This window comes from Ochrobactrum sp. RH2CCR150 (assembly GCA_014138095.1).
Taxonomy (GTDB): domain Bacteria; phylum Pseudomonadota; class Alphaproteobacteria; order Rhizobiales; family Rhizobiaceae; genus Brucella; species Brucella gambitense.
This window is the reverse complement of the sequence record JACGXE010000028.1, coordinates 1-17182: the sequence shown is the minus strand read 5'-3', so window position 1 is coordinate 17182 and position 17182 is coordinate 1. Positions and strand designations below refer to the sequence as shown.

The following is a 17182-nucleotide window of genomic DNA, read 5'->3' as shown; positions in this document are numbered from 1 at the left end:
CGTCCCGATCGCCATGGAAGAGAAGCTCCGCTTCGCTATCCGTGAAGGTGGCCGCACCGTCGGTGCAGGCATCGTCGCTTCGATCATCGAGTAATGAATTATCATTGATCGGCGGTTCGCCGCCGGTCATTATGACGCCCAGCGTCATATAGGGGTATAGCTCAGTTGGTAGAGCGACGGTCTCCAAAACCGTAGGTCGCGGGTTCGAGCCCTGCTGCCCCTGCCATTTTTGAAACGGGTGTATGCGGCTTGACTGCATGCGCCCGTTTTCTATATAAGGATAAGTCTGGCAGCGTTTACGTTGCCTTAACTTTTTCGACGCTGCTCATATTGAGCGCTGTTCTAGCGGTCTATGGCATTGTCGGAGAATGATAATTTCCTGCAGGATTTGTTGGCCGGGCAGGGAAGGCCGCAGTTGCACGATTGAATGGTGTGATAGAGCGGTGTGTGCAAGGGTCGGGTTTCCGACAAGCCTGTATGGTATTCTTTTAACCTTTGGGCTTGTGTTTTGTGGGAATCGATTCTATGTAACGTCAACAGACACGCGGTGCGTGGGGCTGATAATTCAGCTTTGCGCGCCGTATACGCGTGGGTTCCGGCTTCTGATTCGCTGATTGAAACAATTGGCACTTCAAAGTTTGGAGGTCGCGCTCGATCAATGACAGAGCGGCAGATGGCATCCAAAACGAATCCGATCACCTTTCTTCAGCAGGTCCGCGCCGAAACGGCGAAGGTAACCTGGCCGACCCGGCGTGAAACGATTATCTCCACCATTATGGTGGTGATTATGGCGTTTCTGGCTGCTGCGTTCTTTTTCCTTGCCGACCAGCTTATGGCCTATGGCGTAGAATTTATTCTCGGCCTTGGTCGATAAGTCAGGATTGGGGAGTTTTTAGATGACGGCGCGCTGGTACATCGTTCACGCCTATTCAAATTTCGAAAAGAAGGTGGCTGAGGACATCGAAGCCAAGGCTGCGCAGAAGGGTCTGTCCAATCTGATTGAACAGATCGTTGTGCCAACCGAAAAGATCGTTGAAGTGCGCCGCGGCCGCAAGGTCGATGCTGAGCGCAAGTTCTTTCCGGGTTATGTGCTCGTGCATGCCACGCTGACCGATGCCGTCTTTTCGCTGATCAAGAATACGCCGCGCGTCACCGGTTTCCTCGGTGACTCCAAGCCGGTCCCGGTTTCCCAGAAGGAAGTCGATCAGATTCTGAACCAGGTTCAGGATGGTGTTGATCGTCCGAAGACCTCGGTCTCCTTCGAAATCGGTGAGCAGGTTCGCGTTTCCGACGGTCCGTTCGCATCGTTCAACGGTATCGTTCAGGAAGTCGACGAAGAGCGCGCGCGTCTCAAGGTTGAAGTTTCCATCTTCGGGCGCGCGACGCCTGTGGATCTGGAATACGGTCAGGTCGATAAGCTCTGATCGTTTGCCCGCAAGGGTATTTCACTCCGGAGCGAGATCCTGAATTGAGCCTGAGGGCATAAGCGGGATCAAAAATCCAACCGGAGTGGAAGTGGTGGAAGGGAAGGCGGCTTAGCCGGTCGTCGATATCCGCACCACCGAACTGCCCGTCAGTCTGACATTTGTCTGATTGGCGTCAGTCGAAAGCCGGATTTTCCGGCGTCAATCGAGAAGCCGGTTTTCCGGCATTGTAAAAAAAGGCAGAAAGTAATGGCTAAGAAAATTGCAGGCCAGCTCAAGCTGCAGGTAGCAGCCGGTGCGGCCAATCCGTCGCCTCCGATCGGCCCGGCTCTGGGTCAGCGCGGCATCAACATCATGGAATTCTGCAAGGCGTTCAACGCTGCCTCGCAGGAAATGGAAAAAGGTTCGCCGATTCCAGTCGTGATCACCTATTACCAGGACAAGTCTTTCACTTTTGTGATGAAGACCCCTCCGGTGACCTACTTCCTCAAGAAGGCCGCTAACCTCAAGTCCGGTTCGAAGACCCCGGGCAAGGCAAGCGCCGGCACGATCTCCCGCGACAAGGTTCGCACGATCGCTGAAGCGAAGATGAAAGATCTGAACGCCGCTGACATTGAAGCAGCGATGCGCATGATCGAAGGTTCTGCCCGTTCGATGGGCCTGGAAGTGGTGGGCTGAGACGATGGCGAAGATTTCCAAGCGCATTAACAAGATCCGCGAAGGCGTCGATCGTAACAAGCTGTACGATCTGTCGGCTGCTATCGGCCTCGTCAAGGAACGTGCAATCGCCAAGTTCGATGAAACCATCGAAATCGCGATGAACCTCGGCGTTGACCCGCGTCACGCTGACCAGATGGTTCGCGGCGTTGTCAACCTGCCGAACGGCACCGGCCGTACGGTTCGCGTTGCTGTTTTCGCACGTGGCGACAAGGCTGAAGAAGCCAAGAAGGCTGGCGCCGACATCGTCGGTGCGGAAGAACTGTTCGAAATCGTCAATGGCGGCAAGATCGACTTCGATCGCTGCATTGCAACCCCGGACATGATGCCGCTCGTCGGTCGTCTCGGTAAGGTTCTCGGCCCGCGTGGCATGATGCCGAACCCGAAGGTTGGCACCGTCACCACCGACGTTGCTGCCGCTGTTGCTGCTTCCAAGGGCGGTGCAGTTGAATTCCGCGTCGAGAAGGCTGGTATCATCCATGCCGGTATCGGCAAGGTTTCGTTCGACTCGCAGAAGCTCGAAGAAAACATCAAGGCATTCGCTGACGCCGTCATCAAGGCAAAGCCGACTGCTGCCAAGGGCGAATACGTCAAGCGCGTTTCGCTTTCCTCGACCATGGGCGTTGGCGTCAAGGTCGATCCGGCAACCGTCAAGGACGTCGCTTAATCTATCAGGGCTCCGGTTCGCCGGAGCCTAAGCCTTTCCTTCAGGGGAGGGCGTATCGGTGGCACGCCGGCATCGCGAAAGCGGTCAAAGTGCAAGAATTCCGGATCGTATGATCCGGATAGCCGGACGAAAGTCCGGTTATCCTGTCCGAGATTGCAGGCGGATCATCATCTTCGGGTGATAGTCCTTAAACATACGGCCTGCATGAGACGTGGAATAACCCTGTTTCGCGTGTGAACGCATGCAAGGTTTGAACCGTAGTTGCCTTTGGGCAAAGCCTGCTTCTGCAGGTGGCGCTGAAGGGGACAGGATCCTCGAACGTCGGGCTGATTGTGAAGTTCGTCCGACAAAGGCAACCCGGCAGGGCCATGTGGTCCTGCCTACTGGAGAGAGACAGTGGATAGAGCGGAAAAACGCGAATTTGTCTCGTGGCTGAACGGCGCTTTTAAAGAGTCCGGTTCGGTCGTCGTGGCCCACTATACCGGTCTCACCGTTGCGCAGATGAGCGATCTTCGCTCGAAGATGCGTGATGCAGGTGGGTCCGTTAAAGTCGCGAAAAACCGCCTTGCCAAAATCGCTCTTCAGGGCACGGAATCGGAAGGCATTTCTGATCTGTTTACAGGTCAGACGGTTGTTGCTTATGCAAACGACCCGATTGCTGCTCCGAAAGTAGCCGTCGAATTCGCCAAGACTAACGACAAGCTCGTTATCCTTGGCGGTGCAATGGGTGCAACGACGCTTAACGCCGATGGCGTCAAGTCGCTTGCTTCGCTCCCATCGCTCGACGAACTGCGCGCAAAGCTGGTTGGAATGATCCAGACCCCGGCTCAGCGTCTCGCAGTACTTACCAGCGCACCAGCGGGCCAGATCGCTCGCGTTATTGGCGCGCACGCCCGGAAGAACGAGGCGGCGTAAGGCCGTTTTTCGCTGTCAATTGTTCAAACCTTGAAACTAAGGAAATACCAAAATGGCTGATCTCGCAAAGATCGTTGACGACCTGTCGGCACTGACCGTTCTCGAAGCTGCTGAGCTTTCGAAGCTTCTCGAAGAGAAGTGGGGCGTTTCGGCTGCTGCTCCTGTAGCAGTTGCTGCTGCTGGTGGCGCTGCTCCGGCCGCTGCTGCTGAAGAAAAGACCGAATTCGACGTCGTTCTCGTCGATGGCGGCGCTAACAAGATCAACGTGATCAAGGAAGTGCGCGCAATCACCGGTCTCGGCCTCAAGGAAGCTAAGGACCTCGTCGAAGGCGCTCCTAAGGCTGTCAAGGAAGCCGCTTCGAAGGACGAAGCTGAGAAGATCAAGGCACAGCTCGAAGCTGCTGGCGCCAAGGTCGAACTCAAGTAAGTTCGGACTATTCTGGCGGATGGTTTTCCATCCGCCAGTTTCCGCCCGTCAGACGGTGGATCGACTAAGTGGAAACCCTTTTTCTGAACGCCAGAGCGGCTTTCAGGAAATGGGTTTTAGCCCATTAGAGCACCTAAAGCGCGAATCAGCGAATAGGGTGCACTGATACGACGAGATTGCGCATGGTCGGTTTCAGGTCTCATCAACTTGAAAAGCCATACGCTCGAAGGACCGCCGCAAGGCGGCGCATGATAAAGGCCGCAAGGCGTGAGCAAGCCGCAAGGCTATAGAACGAGGAGCGACGATGGCTCAGACCCATTCATTCAATGGTCGCAAGCGCGTACGCAAATTTTTCGGCAAGATCCCAGAGGTCGCCGAGATGCCGAACCTTATCGAGGTTCAGAAGGCATCTTACGACCAGTTCCTAATGGTTGCAGAACCATCCGGTGGGCGTCCTGACGAGGGTTTGCAGGCGGTTTTCAAGTCTGTTTTCCCTATCCAGGATTTCTCCGGCGCTTCCATGCTCGAATTCGTCCGTTACGAATTCGATCCACCGAAGTTCGACGTTGACGAATGCCGTCAGCGCGACCTGACCTATTCTGCGCCGCTCAAGGTGACGCTGCGTCTTATCGTATTCGATATTGACGAAGATACCGGCGCGAAGTCCATCAAGGACATCAAGGAGCAGGACGTGTACATGGGCGATATGCCGCTCATGACCGACAACGGCACCTTCATCGTCAACGGCACGGAGCGCGTGATCGTTTCGCAGATGCACCGTTCGCCGGGCGTCTTCTTCGATCACGACAAGGGCAAAACCCACTCTTCGGGTAAGCTCCTGTTCGCTGCTCGCGTCATTCCTTACCGCGGTTCCTGGCTCGACATCGAGTTCGATTCCAAGGACATCGTCTATGCGCGTATCGACCGTCGCCGCAAGCTGCCGGCAACGACGCTGCTCATGGCGCTCGGCATGGACGGCGAAGAAATTCTGTCGACCTTCTACAAGACCGTCACCTATTCGCGTGACGGCGACAACTGGCGCATTCCGTATTCCGCTGACCGCTTCAAGGGCATGAAGATCATTTCCGATCTCATCGACGCGGATACGGGCGAAGTTGTTCTGGAAGCCGGTAAGAAGCTCACGGCCCGTTCGGCCAAGCAGCTTGCTGAAAAGGGTCTGAAGGCCATCAAGGCTACCGAAGACGACCTGTTCGGCGCTTATCTGGCGGAAGACGTCGTCAATTACGCAACCGGCGAGATCTATCTCGAAGCTGGTGACGAAATTGACGAGAAGGTCCTCAAGACGCTGCTCGACACCGGTGAAACCGAGATCAACGTTCTGGACATCGATCATATCAACATCGGCGGTTACATCCGTAACACGCTGGCTGTCGATAAGAACGAGAGCCGTCAGGACGCACTGTTCGACATCTACCGCGTGATGCGTCCGGGCGAACCGCCTACGATGGATTCCGCCGAAGCGATGTTCAACTCGCTGTTCTTCGATGCAGAACGTTACGACCTTTCGGCCGTCGGTCGCGTCAAGATGAACATGCGTCTGGACCTCGATGCGGAAGACACCGTGCGCGTGCTGCGCAAGGAAGACATTTTGGCCGTGGTCAAAATGCTCGTGGAACTGCGTGACGGTCGTGGCGAAATCGACGATATCGACAATCTTGGCAACCGCCGCGTGCGTTCGGTCGGCGAGCTGATGGAAAATCAGTACCGCGTCGGTCTGCTCCGCATGGAGCGCGCGATCAAGGAACGTATGTCCTCGATCGAAATCGACACGGTCATGCCGCAGGATCTCATCAACGCGAAGCCCGCAGCGGCTGCCGTTCGTGAATTCTTCGGTTCGTCACAGCTGTCACAGTTCATGGATCAGACCAACCCGCTTTCGGAAATCACCCACAAGCGCCGTCTTTCGGCTCTTGGACCGGGCGGTTTGACCCGTGAGCGCGCTGGCTTCGAAGTCCGCGACGTGCATCCGACCCACTATGGCCGTATCTGCCCGATTGAAACGCCGGAAGGCCCGAATATTGGTCTGATCAACTCGCTTGCAACCTTTGCCCGCGTCAACAAGTACGGCTTTATCGAAAGCCCGTACCGTAAGGTGATCGACGGTAAGGTAACGAACGACGTTGTCTATCTGTCGGCCATGGAAGAAGCCAAGCACTCGGTTGCCCAGGCAAACGTAGAGCTGGACGCACAGGGCGGTTTTGTTGACGAATTCGTCATCTGCCGTCATGCCGGTGAAGTGATGATGGCGCCGCGTGAAAACGTGGACCTGATGGACGTTTCGCCAAAGCAGCTCGTTTCGGTTGCAGCAGCGCTCATTCCGTTCCTTGAAAACGACGACGCCAACCGCGCCCTCATGGGCTCGAACATGCAGCGTCAGGCTGTGCCGCTCGTTCGCGCTGAAGCGCCGTTCGTCGGTACGGGTATGGAACCGATTGTGGCTCGCGACTCCGGTGCAGCGATTGCAGCGCGTCGTGGCGGTTTCGTCGATCAGGTCGATGCGACCCGTATCGTTATCCGCGCTACGGAAGATCTCGATCCGTCCAAGTCGGGCGTCGATATCTATCGTCTGCAGAAGTTCCAGCGTTCGAACCAGTCGACCTGTATCAATCAGCGTCCGCTCGTTCGCGTCGGCGATCCGATCGGTAAGGGCGACATCATTGCTGACGGTCCGTCGACCGATCTCGGTGATCTGGCTCTCGGCCGCAACGTGCTCGTCGCGTTCATGCCGTGGAACGGCTACAACTACGAAGATTCGATCCTTCTCTCGGAAAAGATCGTTTCGGACGACGTGTTCACCTCGATCCACATCGAGGAATTCGAAGTTGCCGCCCGTGACACCAAGCTTGGACCTGAGGAAATCACCCGCGACATTCCGAACGTTTCGGAAGAAGCGCTGAAGAACCTCGACGAAGCCGGTATCGTTTACATCGGTGCTGAAGTGCATCCTGGCGACATTCTTGTCGGCAAGATCACACCGAAGGGCGAAAGCCCGATGACGCCGGAAGAAAAGCTTCTGCGCGCCATCTTCGGTGAAAAGGCGTCCGATGTTCGTGACACCTCCATGCGCATGCCGCCCGGAACCTACGGTACCGTTGTGGAAGTTCGCGTTTTCAATCGCCACGGCGTTGAAAAGGACGAACGCGCCATGGCTATCGAGCGCGAAGAGATCGAGCGTCTCGCCAAGGACCGTGACGACGAACAGGCTATCCTGGACCGCAACGTCTATGGCCGTCTCGCCGACATGATCGATGGCAAGGTTGCCGCTGCCGGCCCGAAGGGCTTCAAGAAGGGCACGACGATCAGCCGCGAACTCATGACCGAGTATCCGCGTTCGCAATGGTGGCAGTTTGCCGTTGAAGACGAAAAGCTTCAGGGTGAATTGGAAGCTCTGCGTGGCCAGTACGACGAATCCAAGAAGCTGCTCGAAGCACGCTTCATGGACAAGGTCGAAAAGGTACAGCGCGGCGACGAGATGCCTCCAGGCGTCATGAAGATGGTCAAGGTCTTTGTCGCTGTGAAGCGCAAGATCCAGCCAGGCGACAAGATGGCTGGCCGTCACGGCAACAAGGGTGTGGTTTCGCGCATTCTGCCGGTCGAAGACATGCCGTTCCTCGAAGACGGTACGCATGCTGACATCGTGCTGAACCCGCTTGGCGTTCCGAGCCGTATGAACGTGGGCCAGATTCTGGAAACCCACCTCGGCTGGGCATGCGCTGGCATGGGCAAGAAGATCGGTGAGCTTCTCGACGTTTACCGCAAGACGGCCAATATTGAGCCGCTGCGCGAGACGCTGGAGCACATCTATCCGGACAACGACCGCAACGAGCCGATCCGGTCTTATGACGACGATTCCGTTGTCATGCTGGCCAATCAGGTGAAGCGCGGCGTGTCCATCGCAACGCCGGTCTTCGACGGTGCAGTCGAAGCCGACATCAATGCGATGCTGACGGATGCCGGTCTTGCGACCTCGGGTCAGTCGACGCTGTATGATGGACGTACGGGTGAGCCGTTCGACCGTCAGGTGACCATGGGCTACATCTACATGTTGAAGCTCCACCACCTGGTCGACGACAAGATCCACGCCCGTTCGATCGGACCTTACTCGCTCGTTACGCAGCAGCCTCTGGGCGGTAAGGCCCAGTTCGGCGGCCAGCGCTTCGGCGAAATGGAGGTCTGGGCACTGGAAGCATACGGTGCAGCTTACACGCTGCAGGAAATGCTTACGGTCAAGTCGGACGACGTGGCAGGCCGTACCAAGGTCTACGAAGCCATCGTGCGCGGAGACGACACGTTCGAAGCGGGTATTCCAGAGAGCTTCAACGTTCTCGTCAAGGAAATGCGCTCGCTCGGTCTCAATGTCGAACTCGACGACACGCGCGATGCTGAACAGCCGGCCCTGCCGGACGCTGCAGAGTAAAAAAATCGAGGCGCGCCATGGTCTTGCCGTGGCGCGCCCGTATACTCGTTTCCAGTGAAGGCGAATTTATTTGCCGCAAGAGGGAACGAGACTACGGCAAGCCAGTTCAAAACTGAGTAGTACCGCGATTTCTTTTCCGGATGGCAGGGATTTTCAGCCTGTCATCGACGACACACAGGGCGGCGGATCGCCCTTAAGGAGAACGGCATGAACCAAGAGGTCATGAATCTTTTCAATCCTCAGGCTCCAGCGCAAACGTTCGATTCCATCAGAATCTCGATCGCCAGCCCTGAGAAGATTCTGTCCTGGTCATACGGCGAGATCAAGAAGCCGGAGACTATCAACTACCGTACGTTCAAGCCAGAACGCGATGGTCTCTTCTGCGCGCGCATCTTCGGCCCGATCAAGGACTATGAATGCTTGTGCGGCAAGTACAAGCGTATGAAATACAAGGGCATCATCTGCGAAAAGTGCGGTGTGGAAGTCACGCTTTCGCGCGTTCGTCGCGAGCGTATGGGCCACATCGAACTCGCAGCTCCGGTTGCTCACATCTGGTTTTTGAAGTCGCTGCCAAGCCGTATCGGCACGCTGCTGGACATGACGCTCAAGGATATCGAGCGCGTCCTGTATTTCGAAAACTACATCGTGACCGAACCGGGCCTGACCTCGCTGAAGGAGCATCAGCTTCTTTCGGAAGAGGAATACATGATCGCCGTCGATGAATTCGGCGAAGATCAGTTCACGGCTCTTATTGGTGCAGAAGCTATCTACGAGCTTCTGGCTTCGATGGAACTCGAAAAGATTGCCGCCGATCTGCGCGTCGATCTGGCCGAGACCACCTCGGACCTGAAGCAGAAGAAGCTGATGAAGCGTCTGAAGATCGTCGAAAACTTTCTGGAGTCGGGAAACCGCCCGGAATGGATGATCATGAAGATTGTTCCGGTCATTCCGCCGGATCTGCGTCCGCTCGTGCCGCTGGACGGCGGTCGTTTCGCGACGTCGGATCTGAACGATCTGTATCGCCGCGTTATCAACCGTAACAACCGTCTGAAGCGTCTGATCGAACTGCGCGCACCGGGCATCATCATCCGTAACGAAAAGCGCATGCTACAGGAAGCTGTGGACGCGCTGTTCGACAACGGCCGTCGTGGCCGCGTGATCACCGGCGCCAACAAGCGTCCGCTGAAGTCGCTGTCCGACATGCTCAAGGGCAAGCAGGGCCGCTTCCGTCAGAACCTGCTCGGTAAGCGCGTCGACTATTCCGGCCGTTCGGTTATCGTGACCGGTCCGGAACTGAAGCTTCACCAGTGCGGTCTGCCGAAGAAGATGGCGCTCGAGCTGTTCAAGCCGTTCATCTACGCTCGTCTTGACGCCAAGGGCTATTCGTCCACCGTCAAGCAGGCGAAGAAGCTGGTTGAAAAGGAGCGTCCGGAAGTCTGGGATATTCTTGACGAAGTGATCCGTGAGCATCCGGTTCTTCTGAACCGCGCTCCGACGCTGCACCGTCTTGGCATCCAGGCCTTCGAACCCACGCTGATCGAAGGCAAGGCAATCCAGCTGCATCCGCTCGTTTGTACGGCGTTCAACGCCGACTTCGACGGTGACCAGATGGCTGTTCACGTCCCGCTGTCGCTTGAAGCCCAGCTTGAAGCACGCGTGCTGATGATGTCGACCAACAACATCCTGCACCCGGCAAACGGCGCGCCGATCATCGTTCCTTCGCAGGACATGGTTCTTGGCCTCTATTATCTGTCCATCGTGGCAGACAAGGAGCCGGGCGAGGGCATGATGTTTGCCGATATGGGCGAACTTCAGCACGCGCTGGAAACCAAGACCGTCACGCTGCACACCAAGATCAAGGGCCGTTTCAAGACGGTCGATGCCGAAGGCAAGCCTGTGTCGAAGATTTACGACACGACGCCTGGCCGCATGATCACGGGTGAACTGCTGCCGAAGAACGCCATGGTGCCGTTCGACATCTGCAATCAGGAGATGACCAAGAAGAACATCTCCAAGATGATCGACCACGTCTACCGCCATTGCGGTCAGAAAGAGACGGTTATCTTCTGCGATCGCATCATGCAGCTCGGCTTTGCCCATGCCTGCCGTGCGGGTATCTCGTTTGGTAAGGATGACATGGTCATTCCGGACACCAAGGCGAAGATCGTTGCGGACACCGAAGCGCTTACGACTGAATACGAACAGCAGTACAATGACGGCCTGATCACTCAGGGCGAAAAGTACAACAAGGTCGTAGACGCCTGGGGTAAGGCAACCGACAAGATCACCGAAGAGATGATGGCGCGCCTGAAGGCCGTTGAATTCGATCCGGTGACCGGTCGCCAGAAGCAGATGAATTCGGTCTACATGATGTCGCATTCGGGTGCCCGTGGTTCGGTCAACCAGATGCGTCAGCTTGGCGGTATGCGCGGCCTGATGGCCAAGCCGTCGGGTGAAATCATCGAAACCCCGATCATTTCGAACTTCAAGGAAGGCCTGACCGTTAACGAGTACTTCAACTCGACCCACGGTGCCCGTAAGGGTCTGGCAGACACCGCCTTGAAGACTGCTAACTCGGGCTACCTGACCCGTCGTCTCGTTGACGTTGCACAGGATGCGATCATTTCGGAAGTCGATTGCGGCGCCGAAATCGGTCTCACCATGCAGCCGATCGTCGATGCCGGTCAGATCGTGGCTTCGATTGGTCAGCGCGTTCTGGGCCGTACGGCTCTGGATCCGATCCTGCATCCGACCACCGGCGAAGTCATCGTCGAAGCCGGCCGCATGATCGAGGAAAAGGACGTCGAGATCATCGAGAAGGCGGCGATCCAGTCGATCCGTATTCGTTCGGCACTGACTTGCGAAACCCGCAACGGCGTTTGCGCCAAGTGCTATGGTCGCGACCTTGCACGCGGTACTCCGGTCAATCAGGGTGAAGCTGTCGGCGTCATCGCTGCTCAGTCGATCGGCGAGCCGGGCACCCAGCTCACCATGCGTACCTTCCACTTGGGCGGCACGGCACAGGTTGTCGACTCGTCCTATCTGGAAGCTTCGTATGAAGGTACCGTCAAGCTGCGTAACCGCAATGTGGTTCGCAACTCCGATGGCAACCTCGTGGTGATGGGCCGTAACATGGCTGTCCTGATCCTCGACAACACGGGCAAGGAACGTGCGGTCCATCGCGTGACCTACGGTTCGCGTTTGTTCGTTGACGAGGCCGACACGGTCAAGCGCGGTCAGCGTATTGCCGAGTGGGATCCGTACACCCGTCCGATCATGACCGAAGTTGAAGGCTACGTTGAGTTCGAAGATCTCGTCGATGGTCTTTCGGTTTCGGAATCTGCGGACGAGTCGACCGGTATCACCAAGCGCGTCGTTATCGACTGGCGTTCGACCCCTCGCGGTTCGGATCTCAAGCCTGCCATGGTCATCAAGGACAAGGCTGGCAAGATCCTCAAGCTGTCGAAGGGTGGCGATGCCCGCTTCATGCTCTCGGTGGAATCGATCCTTTCGGTCGAACCGGGCAGCCATGTAAAGGCTGGTGACGTTATCGCCCGTCTGCCGATGGAAAGCGCCAAGACCAAGGACATCACCGGTGGTCTGCCGCGCGTTGCCGAACTGTTCGAAGCACGTCGTCCGAAGGACCATGCCGTGATCGCAGAGATCGATGGTACCGTTCGTTTCGGTCGCGACTACAAGAACAAGCGTCGCATCATCATCGAGCCGAACGACGAAACGGTCGAGCCGGTCGAGTACCTCATTCCGAAGGGCAAGCCGTTCCATCTTCAGGACGGTGACGTTATCGAAAAGGGTGAGTACATCCTCGACGGCAACCCGGCACCGCATGACATTCTGGCGATCAAGGGCGTCGAAGCGCTGGCTTCGTACCTCGTGAACGAAATCCAGGAAGTCTATCGTTTGCAGGGCGTTTTGATCAACGACAAGCACATCGAAGTGATTGTTCGTCAGATGCTGCAGAAGGTCGAGATCACCGAATCCGGCGATACCGGTTACATCACCGGCGATCACGTGGATCGTATCGAACTCGACGAGATCAACGAACGTCTGGTCGAAGAAGGCAAGAAGCCGGGTTACGGCAATCCTGTCCTCCTCGGTATCACCAAGGCTTCGTTGCAGACTCCGTCCTTCATCTCGGCTGCGTCGTTCCAGGAAACGACCCGCGTGCTTACCGAAGCTGCGGTTGCCGGCAAGATGGACACGCTGCAGGGTCTCAAGGAAAACGTCATCGTCGGCCGTCTCATCCCGGCTGGTACTGGCGGCATGACCAACCAGATCCGTCGCATCGCGACGGCTCGCGACGAGCTGATCATCGACGAGCGCCGCAAGTCTTCCGGTTCGTCGGAAGCCAATGCGATGCTGGTGGACATGACAAACAACGCTGCCGAGTAATCGGTAGATACAAAATTGAAAAAGGCCGCCTTTCGAGGCGGCCTTTTTGTTTGTCTTCGGTTGGTGGGGCAGGCGGTTGCAAAAGCAAAAGAAAAAGGCGCATCCAATTTCCGGAATGCGCCTCATTCTTTTAAGCCATGTTCGGCTAGAGCTTACTCTTACTCTTCTTCTTCGTCGTCGCCGTCGAATTCGATCAGCGCGACTTCGCCGCTCAGAGCGGTTGCCCATGCACTTTTGTGCGGCTCTTCGGCAGGCTCTTCGGTGAGGGTGCCCATCTCGAGAAGTTCGGCTTCATGATAACCTTCCTCGGCGAGAATGCCGAGAACGGTCTGAACCAGATCTTCGTCTTCGTCAGCCTTCATGAGCAGATGCACTTCGACAGGGGATTCTTCACCTTCGTTCCAGACGTCTGCGATGATCAGGTGGACCGTTGGCGAATCGTCGCCGGTGGATGCGGTAGTGGAAGACATTGAGAATCTCTTAATATTGGGTTGCGTTTCGACTCGGATGTGTTTCAATAACGGCTCCGGGGCGTCAACGCTATGCTGCCACGCGAAAATGACGGTTTTGATCGCGAAATAAGTGCGATTTAGCGCTGATCACAGCGCAATAACCTGTCCGGCCAAGGCCGAAACGCCGGTTTCCTGCCCTTTGGCTAAGAAACTTGGCTCTGCTCCCTTGACGAAACGTCGCGAAAGACGTATCAGCAGCCCATCTGAGCCGATGTGAGACAGGCTTGTTCGGGACGACGCGTCCTGAAGTTCGTCTCAAACAGGGTTCGTTTTACGATCGAAATGCAATTTGCCGTTCGCATGAAGCGTCAGCTTCCTCTGCTTTTGTTCGGGGTGGTCACCGGTTGTCGTGACTTGTCCCGAATTCGTGCATCAGCATGGCGGTGAAACGGCCCATATGGGCGTGGATACGAGATTTTTTATAGAGGAAGGTTGTATGCCAACCGTAAACCAGCTTATCCGCAAGCCGCGCATTGCGCCGGTAAAGCGCAATAAGGTTCCTGCACTGCAGGCAAACCCTCAGAAGCGCGGCGTTTGCACCCGCGTGTACACGACGACCCCGAAGAAGCCGAACTCGGCTCTCCGTAAGGTTGCCAAGGTTCGTCTGACGAACGGCTTCGAAGTTATCGGTTATATTCCTGGTGAAGGGCATAACCTGCAGGAGCACTCGGTCGTCATGATCCGCGGCGGTCGCGTAAAGGACTTGCCGGGTGTGCGTTACCACATCATCCGCGGCGTTCTCGATACCCAGGGTGTCAAGAACCGCAAGCAGCGCCGTTCGAAGTACGGTGCAAAGCGTCCGAAGTAAGATTTTCCGGGGATACCGGCTGCCGCAAGGTGAGCTGAGCCCGATGTAATTGAAAGAAAAGACGAAATGTCTAGACGTCATAAAGCTGAGAAGCGTGAGATCAATCCGGATCCAAAGTTCGGCGATCTCGTTATCACGAAGTTCATGAATGCAGTCATGCTGCATGGCAAGAAGTCGGTTGCTGAAAGCATCGTTTACGGTGCGCTCGATTCAATCGAAGCCAAGGCAAAGTCCGAGCCGGTCGCGCTGTTCCATCAGGCGCTCGACAACGTAGCTCCGCACGTCGAAGTCCGTTCGCGCCGCGTCGGTGGTGCAACCTATCAGGTTCCGGTCGATGTGCGTCCAGAACGCCGCCAGGCACTTGCCATCCGTTGGCTCATCAATGCAGCTCGTGGCCGTAACGAGACGACAATGATCGATCGTCTTTCCGGTGAGCTGCTTGACGCTGCTAACAACCGTGGTTCTGCTGTGAAGAAGCGTGAAGACACGCACCGCATGGCTGAAGCCAACCGCGCCTTCTCGCATTACCGCTGGTAATCGTCGAAACCTATTCAAAGAGCGACTATCATGGCCCGCGAATACAAAATCGAAGACTACCGCAATTTCGGTATCATGGCTCACATCGACGCCGGTAAGACGACGATGACCGAGCGCATCCTGTTCTATACCGGTAAGAACCATAAGATCGGCGAAACCCACGATGGTGCGTCGACCATGGACTGGATGGAGCAGGAACAGGAACGCGGTATCACCATCACGTCCGCTGCTACGACCACGTTCTGGCAGGGTCAGGATGGCAAGAAGCGCCGCTTCAACATCATCGACACTCCGGGCCACGTCGACTTCACGATTGAAGTCGAGCGCTCGCTCCGTGTTCTCGACGGCGCAATCGCGCTGCTCGACGCCAACGCTGGCGTTGAGCCTCAGACGGAAACCGTGTGGCGTCAGGCTGAAAAGTACCACGTCCCGCGTATGGTCTTCGTCAACAAGATGGACAAGATCGGTGCTGACTTCTTCCGTTGCGTAGAAATGGTCGGCTCGCGTCTTGGCGCTGTTGCACTTCCGGTTCAGCTGCCGATCGGCGCTGAAAACGAATTCACCGGCGTTATCGATCTGATCGAAATGAAGGCCCTGACCTGGGACGGCTCCATCGGCGCTGCTGCCGAAGTTGGCGAAATCCCTGCAGACCTTAAGGATCAAGCTGAAGAGTACCGCGAAAAGCTCATCGAGCTGGCCGTGGAAATCGACGAAGCTGCAATGGAAGCTTACCTCGAAGGCACCATGCCAACGAATGAACAGCTCCGTGCACTGATCCGCCGTGGTACCATCGACGTTAAGTTCCATCCGGTTCTTTGCGGTACGGCGTTCAAGAACCGTGGCATTCAGCCGCTTCTCGACGCTGTTGTGGAATTCCTGCCGGCTCCGACCGATGTTCCTGCAATTAAGGGCATCGACGTCAAGACCGAAACGGAAACCACCCGTGAATCTTCGGATGAAGCACCGCTTTCGATGCTCGCATTCAAGATCATGAACGATCCGTTCGTTGGTTCGCTGACCTTCGCCCGTATTTACTCGGGCAAGCTGACCAAGGGCATTTCGCTCGAAAACACCGTCAAGGGCAAGCGTGAGCGCATCGGCCGTATGCTGCAGATGCACTCGAACAGCCGTGAAGACATCGAAGAAGCCTTCGCAGGCGACATCGTTGCTCTGGCTGGCCTCAAGGAAACCACCACTGGCGATACGCTCTGCGATCCGCTGAAGCCGGTTATCCTTGAACGCATGGAATTCCCGGATCCGGTTATCGAAATCGCGATCGAGCCTAAGACCAAGGCTGACCAGGAAAAGATGGGCATCGCGCTCAATCGTCTGGCTGCTGAAGATCCTTCGTTCCGCGTCAAGTCGGATGAGGAATCCGGTCAGACCATCATCGCCGGCATGGGCGAACTTCACCTCGACATTCTCGTCGATCGCATGAAGCGCGAATTCAAGGTTGAAGCAAACGTCGGTGCTCCGCAGGTTGCTTACCGTGAATCGATCACCCGTCAGGCTGAAATCGATTACACCCACAAGAAGCAGTCGGGTGGTTCGGGTCAGTTCGCTCGCGTGAAGATCATCTTCGAACCGCATGATGGCGACGATTTCATCTTCGAATCGAAGATCGTCGGCGGCTCGGTTCCGAAGGAATACATTCCGGGTGTCCAGAAGGGTATCGAAAGCGTCATGGGTGCGGGTCCGCTCGCCGGCTTCCCGATGCTCGGCGTGAAGGCCACCCTGATCGACGGCGCATACCATGACGTTGACTCGTCTGTTCTCGCCTTCGAAATCGCGTCCCGTGCAGCGTTCCGTGAAGGTGCGCAGAAGGCTGGCGCCCAGCTCCTCGAACCGATCATGAAGGTCGAGGTTGTTACGCCAGAAGATTACGTTGGTGACGTTATCGGCGATCTGAACTCGCGTCGCGGTCAGATTTCCGGCACCGAAGCCCGCGGCATCGCCACGGTCGTCAATGCAAACGTTCCGCTTGCCAACATGTTTGGCTACGTGAACTCGCTGCGTTCGATGTCCCAGGGCCGTGCACAGTACACGATGCAGTTCGACCATTATGAGCCGGTTCCGACGGCGGTCGCACAGGAAATCCAAAAGAAGTTTGCGTAACCGTCTAGGTTACGCTCCCAATCAAAAGAATGCCTGAGCAGGCTAAATTTACGGAGAGCTCAAATGGCAAAGAGTAAGTTTGAACGTACGAAGCCCCACGTTAACATCGGCACCATTGGTCACGTTGACCATGGCAAGACCTCGCTGACTGCGGCAATCACGAAGTTTTTCGGTGAATTCAAGGCGTATGACCAGATCGACGCTGCACCGGA

General features: G+C 56.3%; 13 protein-coding genes, 1 tRNA gene and 1 pseudogene. 14 read left to right on the top strand and 1 reads right to left on the bottom strand.

Annotated features, from left to right (window positions below; genetic code table 11):
• From FHW03_RS25590 to rpoC, 10 genes and pseudogenes are all read left to right on the top strand, one after another.
• Positions 1 to 94: pseudogene (locus FHW03_RS25590) on the top strand (elongation factor Tu); the annotation flags it as partial.
• Positions 95 to 150: 56 nt separating this feature from the next.
• Positions 151 to 226: transfer RNA gene (locus FHW03_RS25585), tRNA-Trp, on the top strand.
• A 447-nt stretch (positions 227 to 673) separates the two neighbouring features.
• The gene (secE, locus tag FHW03_RS25580) at positions 674 to 874 is read left to right on the top strand and encodes a preprotein translocase subunit SecE (RefSeq protein WP_078341276.1); all 201 of its coding nucleotides are present in this window, start codon (positions 674 to 676) and stop codon (positions 872 to 874) included.
• A 22-nt stretch (positions 875 to 896) separates the two neighbouring features.
• Positions 897 to 1424 (top strand): transcription termination/antitermination protein NusG, encoded by a 528-nt coding sequence (gene nusG / locus FHW03_RS25575; RefSeq protein ID WP_078341275.1) that lies wholly within the window; start codon positions 897 to 899, stop codon positions 1422 to 1424.
• 249 nt (positions 1425 to 1673) lie between these two features.
• Positions 1674 to 2102, top strand: coding sequence for a 50S ribosomal protein L11 (gene rplK / locus FHW03_RS25570; RefSeq protein ID WP_010659903.1), 429 nt, complete (start codon positions 1674 to 1676; stop codon positions 2100 to 2102).
• A gap of 4 nt (positions 2103 to 2106) precedes the next feature.
• The gene (gene rplA, locus FHW03_RS25565; RefSeq protein WP_182523227.1) at positions 2107 to 2808 is read left to right on the top strand and encodes a 50S ribosomal protein L1; all 702 of its coding nucleotides are present in this window, start codon (positions 2107 to 2109) and stop codon (positions 2806 to 2808) included.
• 396 nt (positions 2809 to 3204) lie between these two features.
• Positions 3205 to 3723 carry a 50S ribosomal protein L10 gene (rplJ, locus tag FHW03_RS25560; protein ID WP_182523226.1) on the top strand — a complete coding sequence of 173 codons (519 nt, stop codon included), beginning with the start codon at positions 3205 to 3207 and terminating at the stop codon, positions 3721 to 3723.
• 52 nt (positions 3724 to 3775) lie between these two features.
• Complete coding sequence (rplL, locus tag FHW03_RS25555) at positions 3776 to 4150, top strand: 50S ribosomal protein L7/L12 (RefSeq protein ID WP_061346151.1); 375 nt, start codon at positions 3776 to 3778, stop codon at positions 4148 to 4150.
• Between the two features lie 304 nt (positions 4151 to 4454).
• Positions 4455 to 8588, top strand: coding sequence for a DNA-directed RNA polymerase subunit beta (rpoB, locus tag FHW03_RS25550; RefSeq protein WP_182523225.1), 4134 nt, complete (start codon positions 4455 to 4457; stop codon positions 8586 to 8588).
• Positions 8589 to 8795: 207 nt separating this feature from the next.
• Complete coding sequence (rpoC, locus tag FHW03_RS25545) at positions 8796 to 12998, top strand: DNA-directed RNA polymerase subunit beta' (protein WP_182523224.1); 4203 nt, start codon at positions 8796 to 8798, stop codon at positions 12996 to 12998.
• Positions 12999 to 13156: 158 nt separating this feature from the next.
• Here the strand turns inward: rpoC and FHW03_RS25540 are convergent, their stop codons facing one another.
• A complete protein-coding gene (locus tag FHW03_RS25540) occupies positions 13157 to 13468 on the bottom strand; it encodes a hypothetical protein (RefSeq protein ID WP_182523223.1) in 312 nt (103 codons plus the stop codon).
• Between the two features lie 478 nt (positions 13469 to 13946).
• Here FHW03_RS25540 and rpsL point away from each other — a divergent pair, with 478 nt between their 5' ends.
• The 4 genes from rpsL to FHW03_RS25520 all read left to right on the top strand — a co-directional run.
• Positions 13947 to 14318: a 30S ribosomal protein S12 gene (gene rpsL, locus FHW03_RS25535; RefSeq protein WP_006471111.1), complete on the top strand. Its 372-nt coding sequence runs from the start codon at positions 13947 to 13949 to the stop codon at positions 14316 to 14318.
• Positions 14319 to 14384: 66 nt separating this feature from the next.
• Positions 14385 to 14855 carry a 30S ribosomal protein S7 gene (gene rpsG, locus FHW03_RS25530; RefSeq protein WP_105542090.1) on the top strand — a complete coding sequence of 157 codons (471 nt, stop codon included), beginning with the start codon at positions 14385 to 14387 and terminating at the stop codon, positions 14853 to 14855.
• Positions 14856 to 14885: 30 nt separating this feature from the next.
• Positions 14886 to 16970 (top strand): elongation factor G, encoded by a 2085-nt coding sequence (gene fusA / locus FHW03_RS25525; protein WP_182523222.1) that lies wholly within the window; start codon positions 14886 to 14888, stop codon positions 16968 to 16970.
• 63 nt (positions 16971 to 17033) lie between these two features.
• Positions 17034 to 17182: GTP-binding protein (locus FHW03_RS25520; RefSeq protein ID WP_247643168.1), on the top strand; the 149-nt coding region annotated here is incomplete at its 3' end.

What these genes read in the sequence shown, in the direction of transcription:
- secE (WP_078341276.1), top strand. Translation starts at nt 674, where the DNA reads ATGGCATCCAAAACGAATCCGATCACCTTTCTTCAGCAGGTCCGCGCC.
- nusG (WP_078341275.1), top strand. Translation starts at nt 897, where the DNA reads ATGACGGCGCGCTGGTACATCGTTCACGCCTATTCAAATTTCGAAAAG.
- rplK (WP_010659903.1), top strand. Translation starts at nt 1,674, where the DNA reads ATGGCTAAGAAAATTGCAGGCCAGCTCAAGCTGCAGGTAGCAGCCGGT.
- rplA (WP_182523227.1), top strand. Translation starts at nt 2,107, where the DNA reads ATGGCGAAGATTTCCAAGCGCATTAACAAGATCCGCGAAGGCGTCGAT.
- rplL (WP_061346151.1), top strand. Translation starts at nt 3,776, where the DNA reads ATGGCTGATCTCGCAAAGATCGTTGACGACCTGTCGGCACTGACCGTT.
- rpoB (WP_182523225.1), top strand. Translation starts at nt 4,455, where the DNA reads ATGGCTCAGACCCATTCATTCAATGGTCGCAAGCGCGTACGCAAATTT.
- rpoC (WP_182523224.1), top strand. Translation starts at nt 8,796, where the DNA reads ATGAACCAAGAGGTCATGAATCTTTTCAATCCTCAGGCTCCAGCGCAA.
- FHW03_RS25540 (WP_182523223.1), bottom strand. Translation starts at nt 13,468, where the DNA reads ATGTCTTCCACTACCGCATCCACCGGCGACGATTCGCCAACGGTCCAC.
- rpsL (WP_006471111.1), top strand. Translation starts at nt 13,947, where the DNA reads ATGCCAACCGTAAACCAGCTTATCCGCAAGCCGCGCATTGCGCCGGTA.
- rpsG (WP_105542090.1), top strand. Translation starts at nt 14,385, where the DNA reads ATGTCTAGACGTCATAAAGCTGAGAAGCGTGAGATCAATCCGGATCCA.
- fusA (WP_182523222.1), top strand. Translation starts at nt 14,886, where the DNA reads ATGGCCCGCGAATACAAAATCGAAGACTACCGCAATTTCGGTATCATG.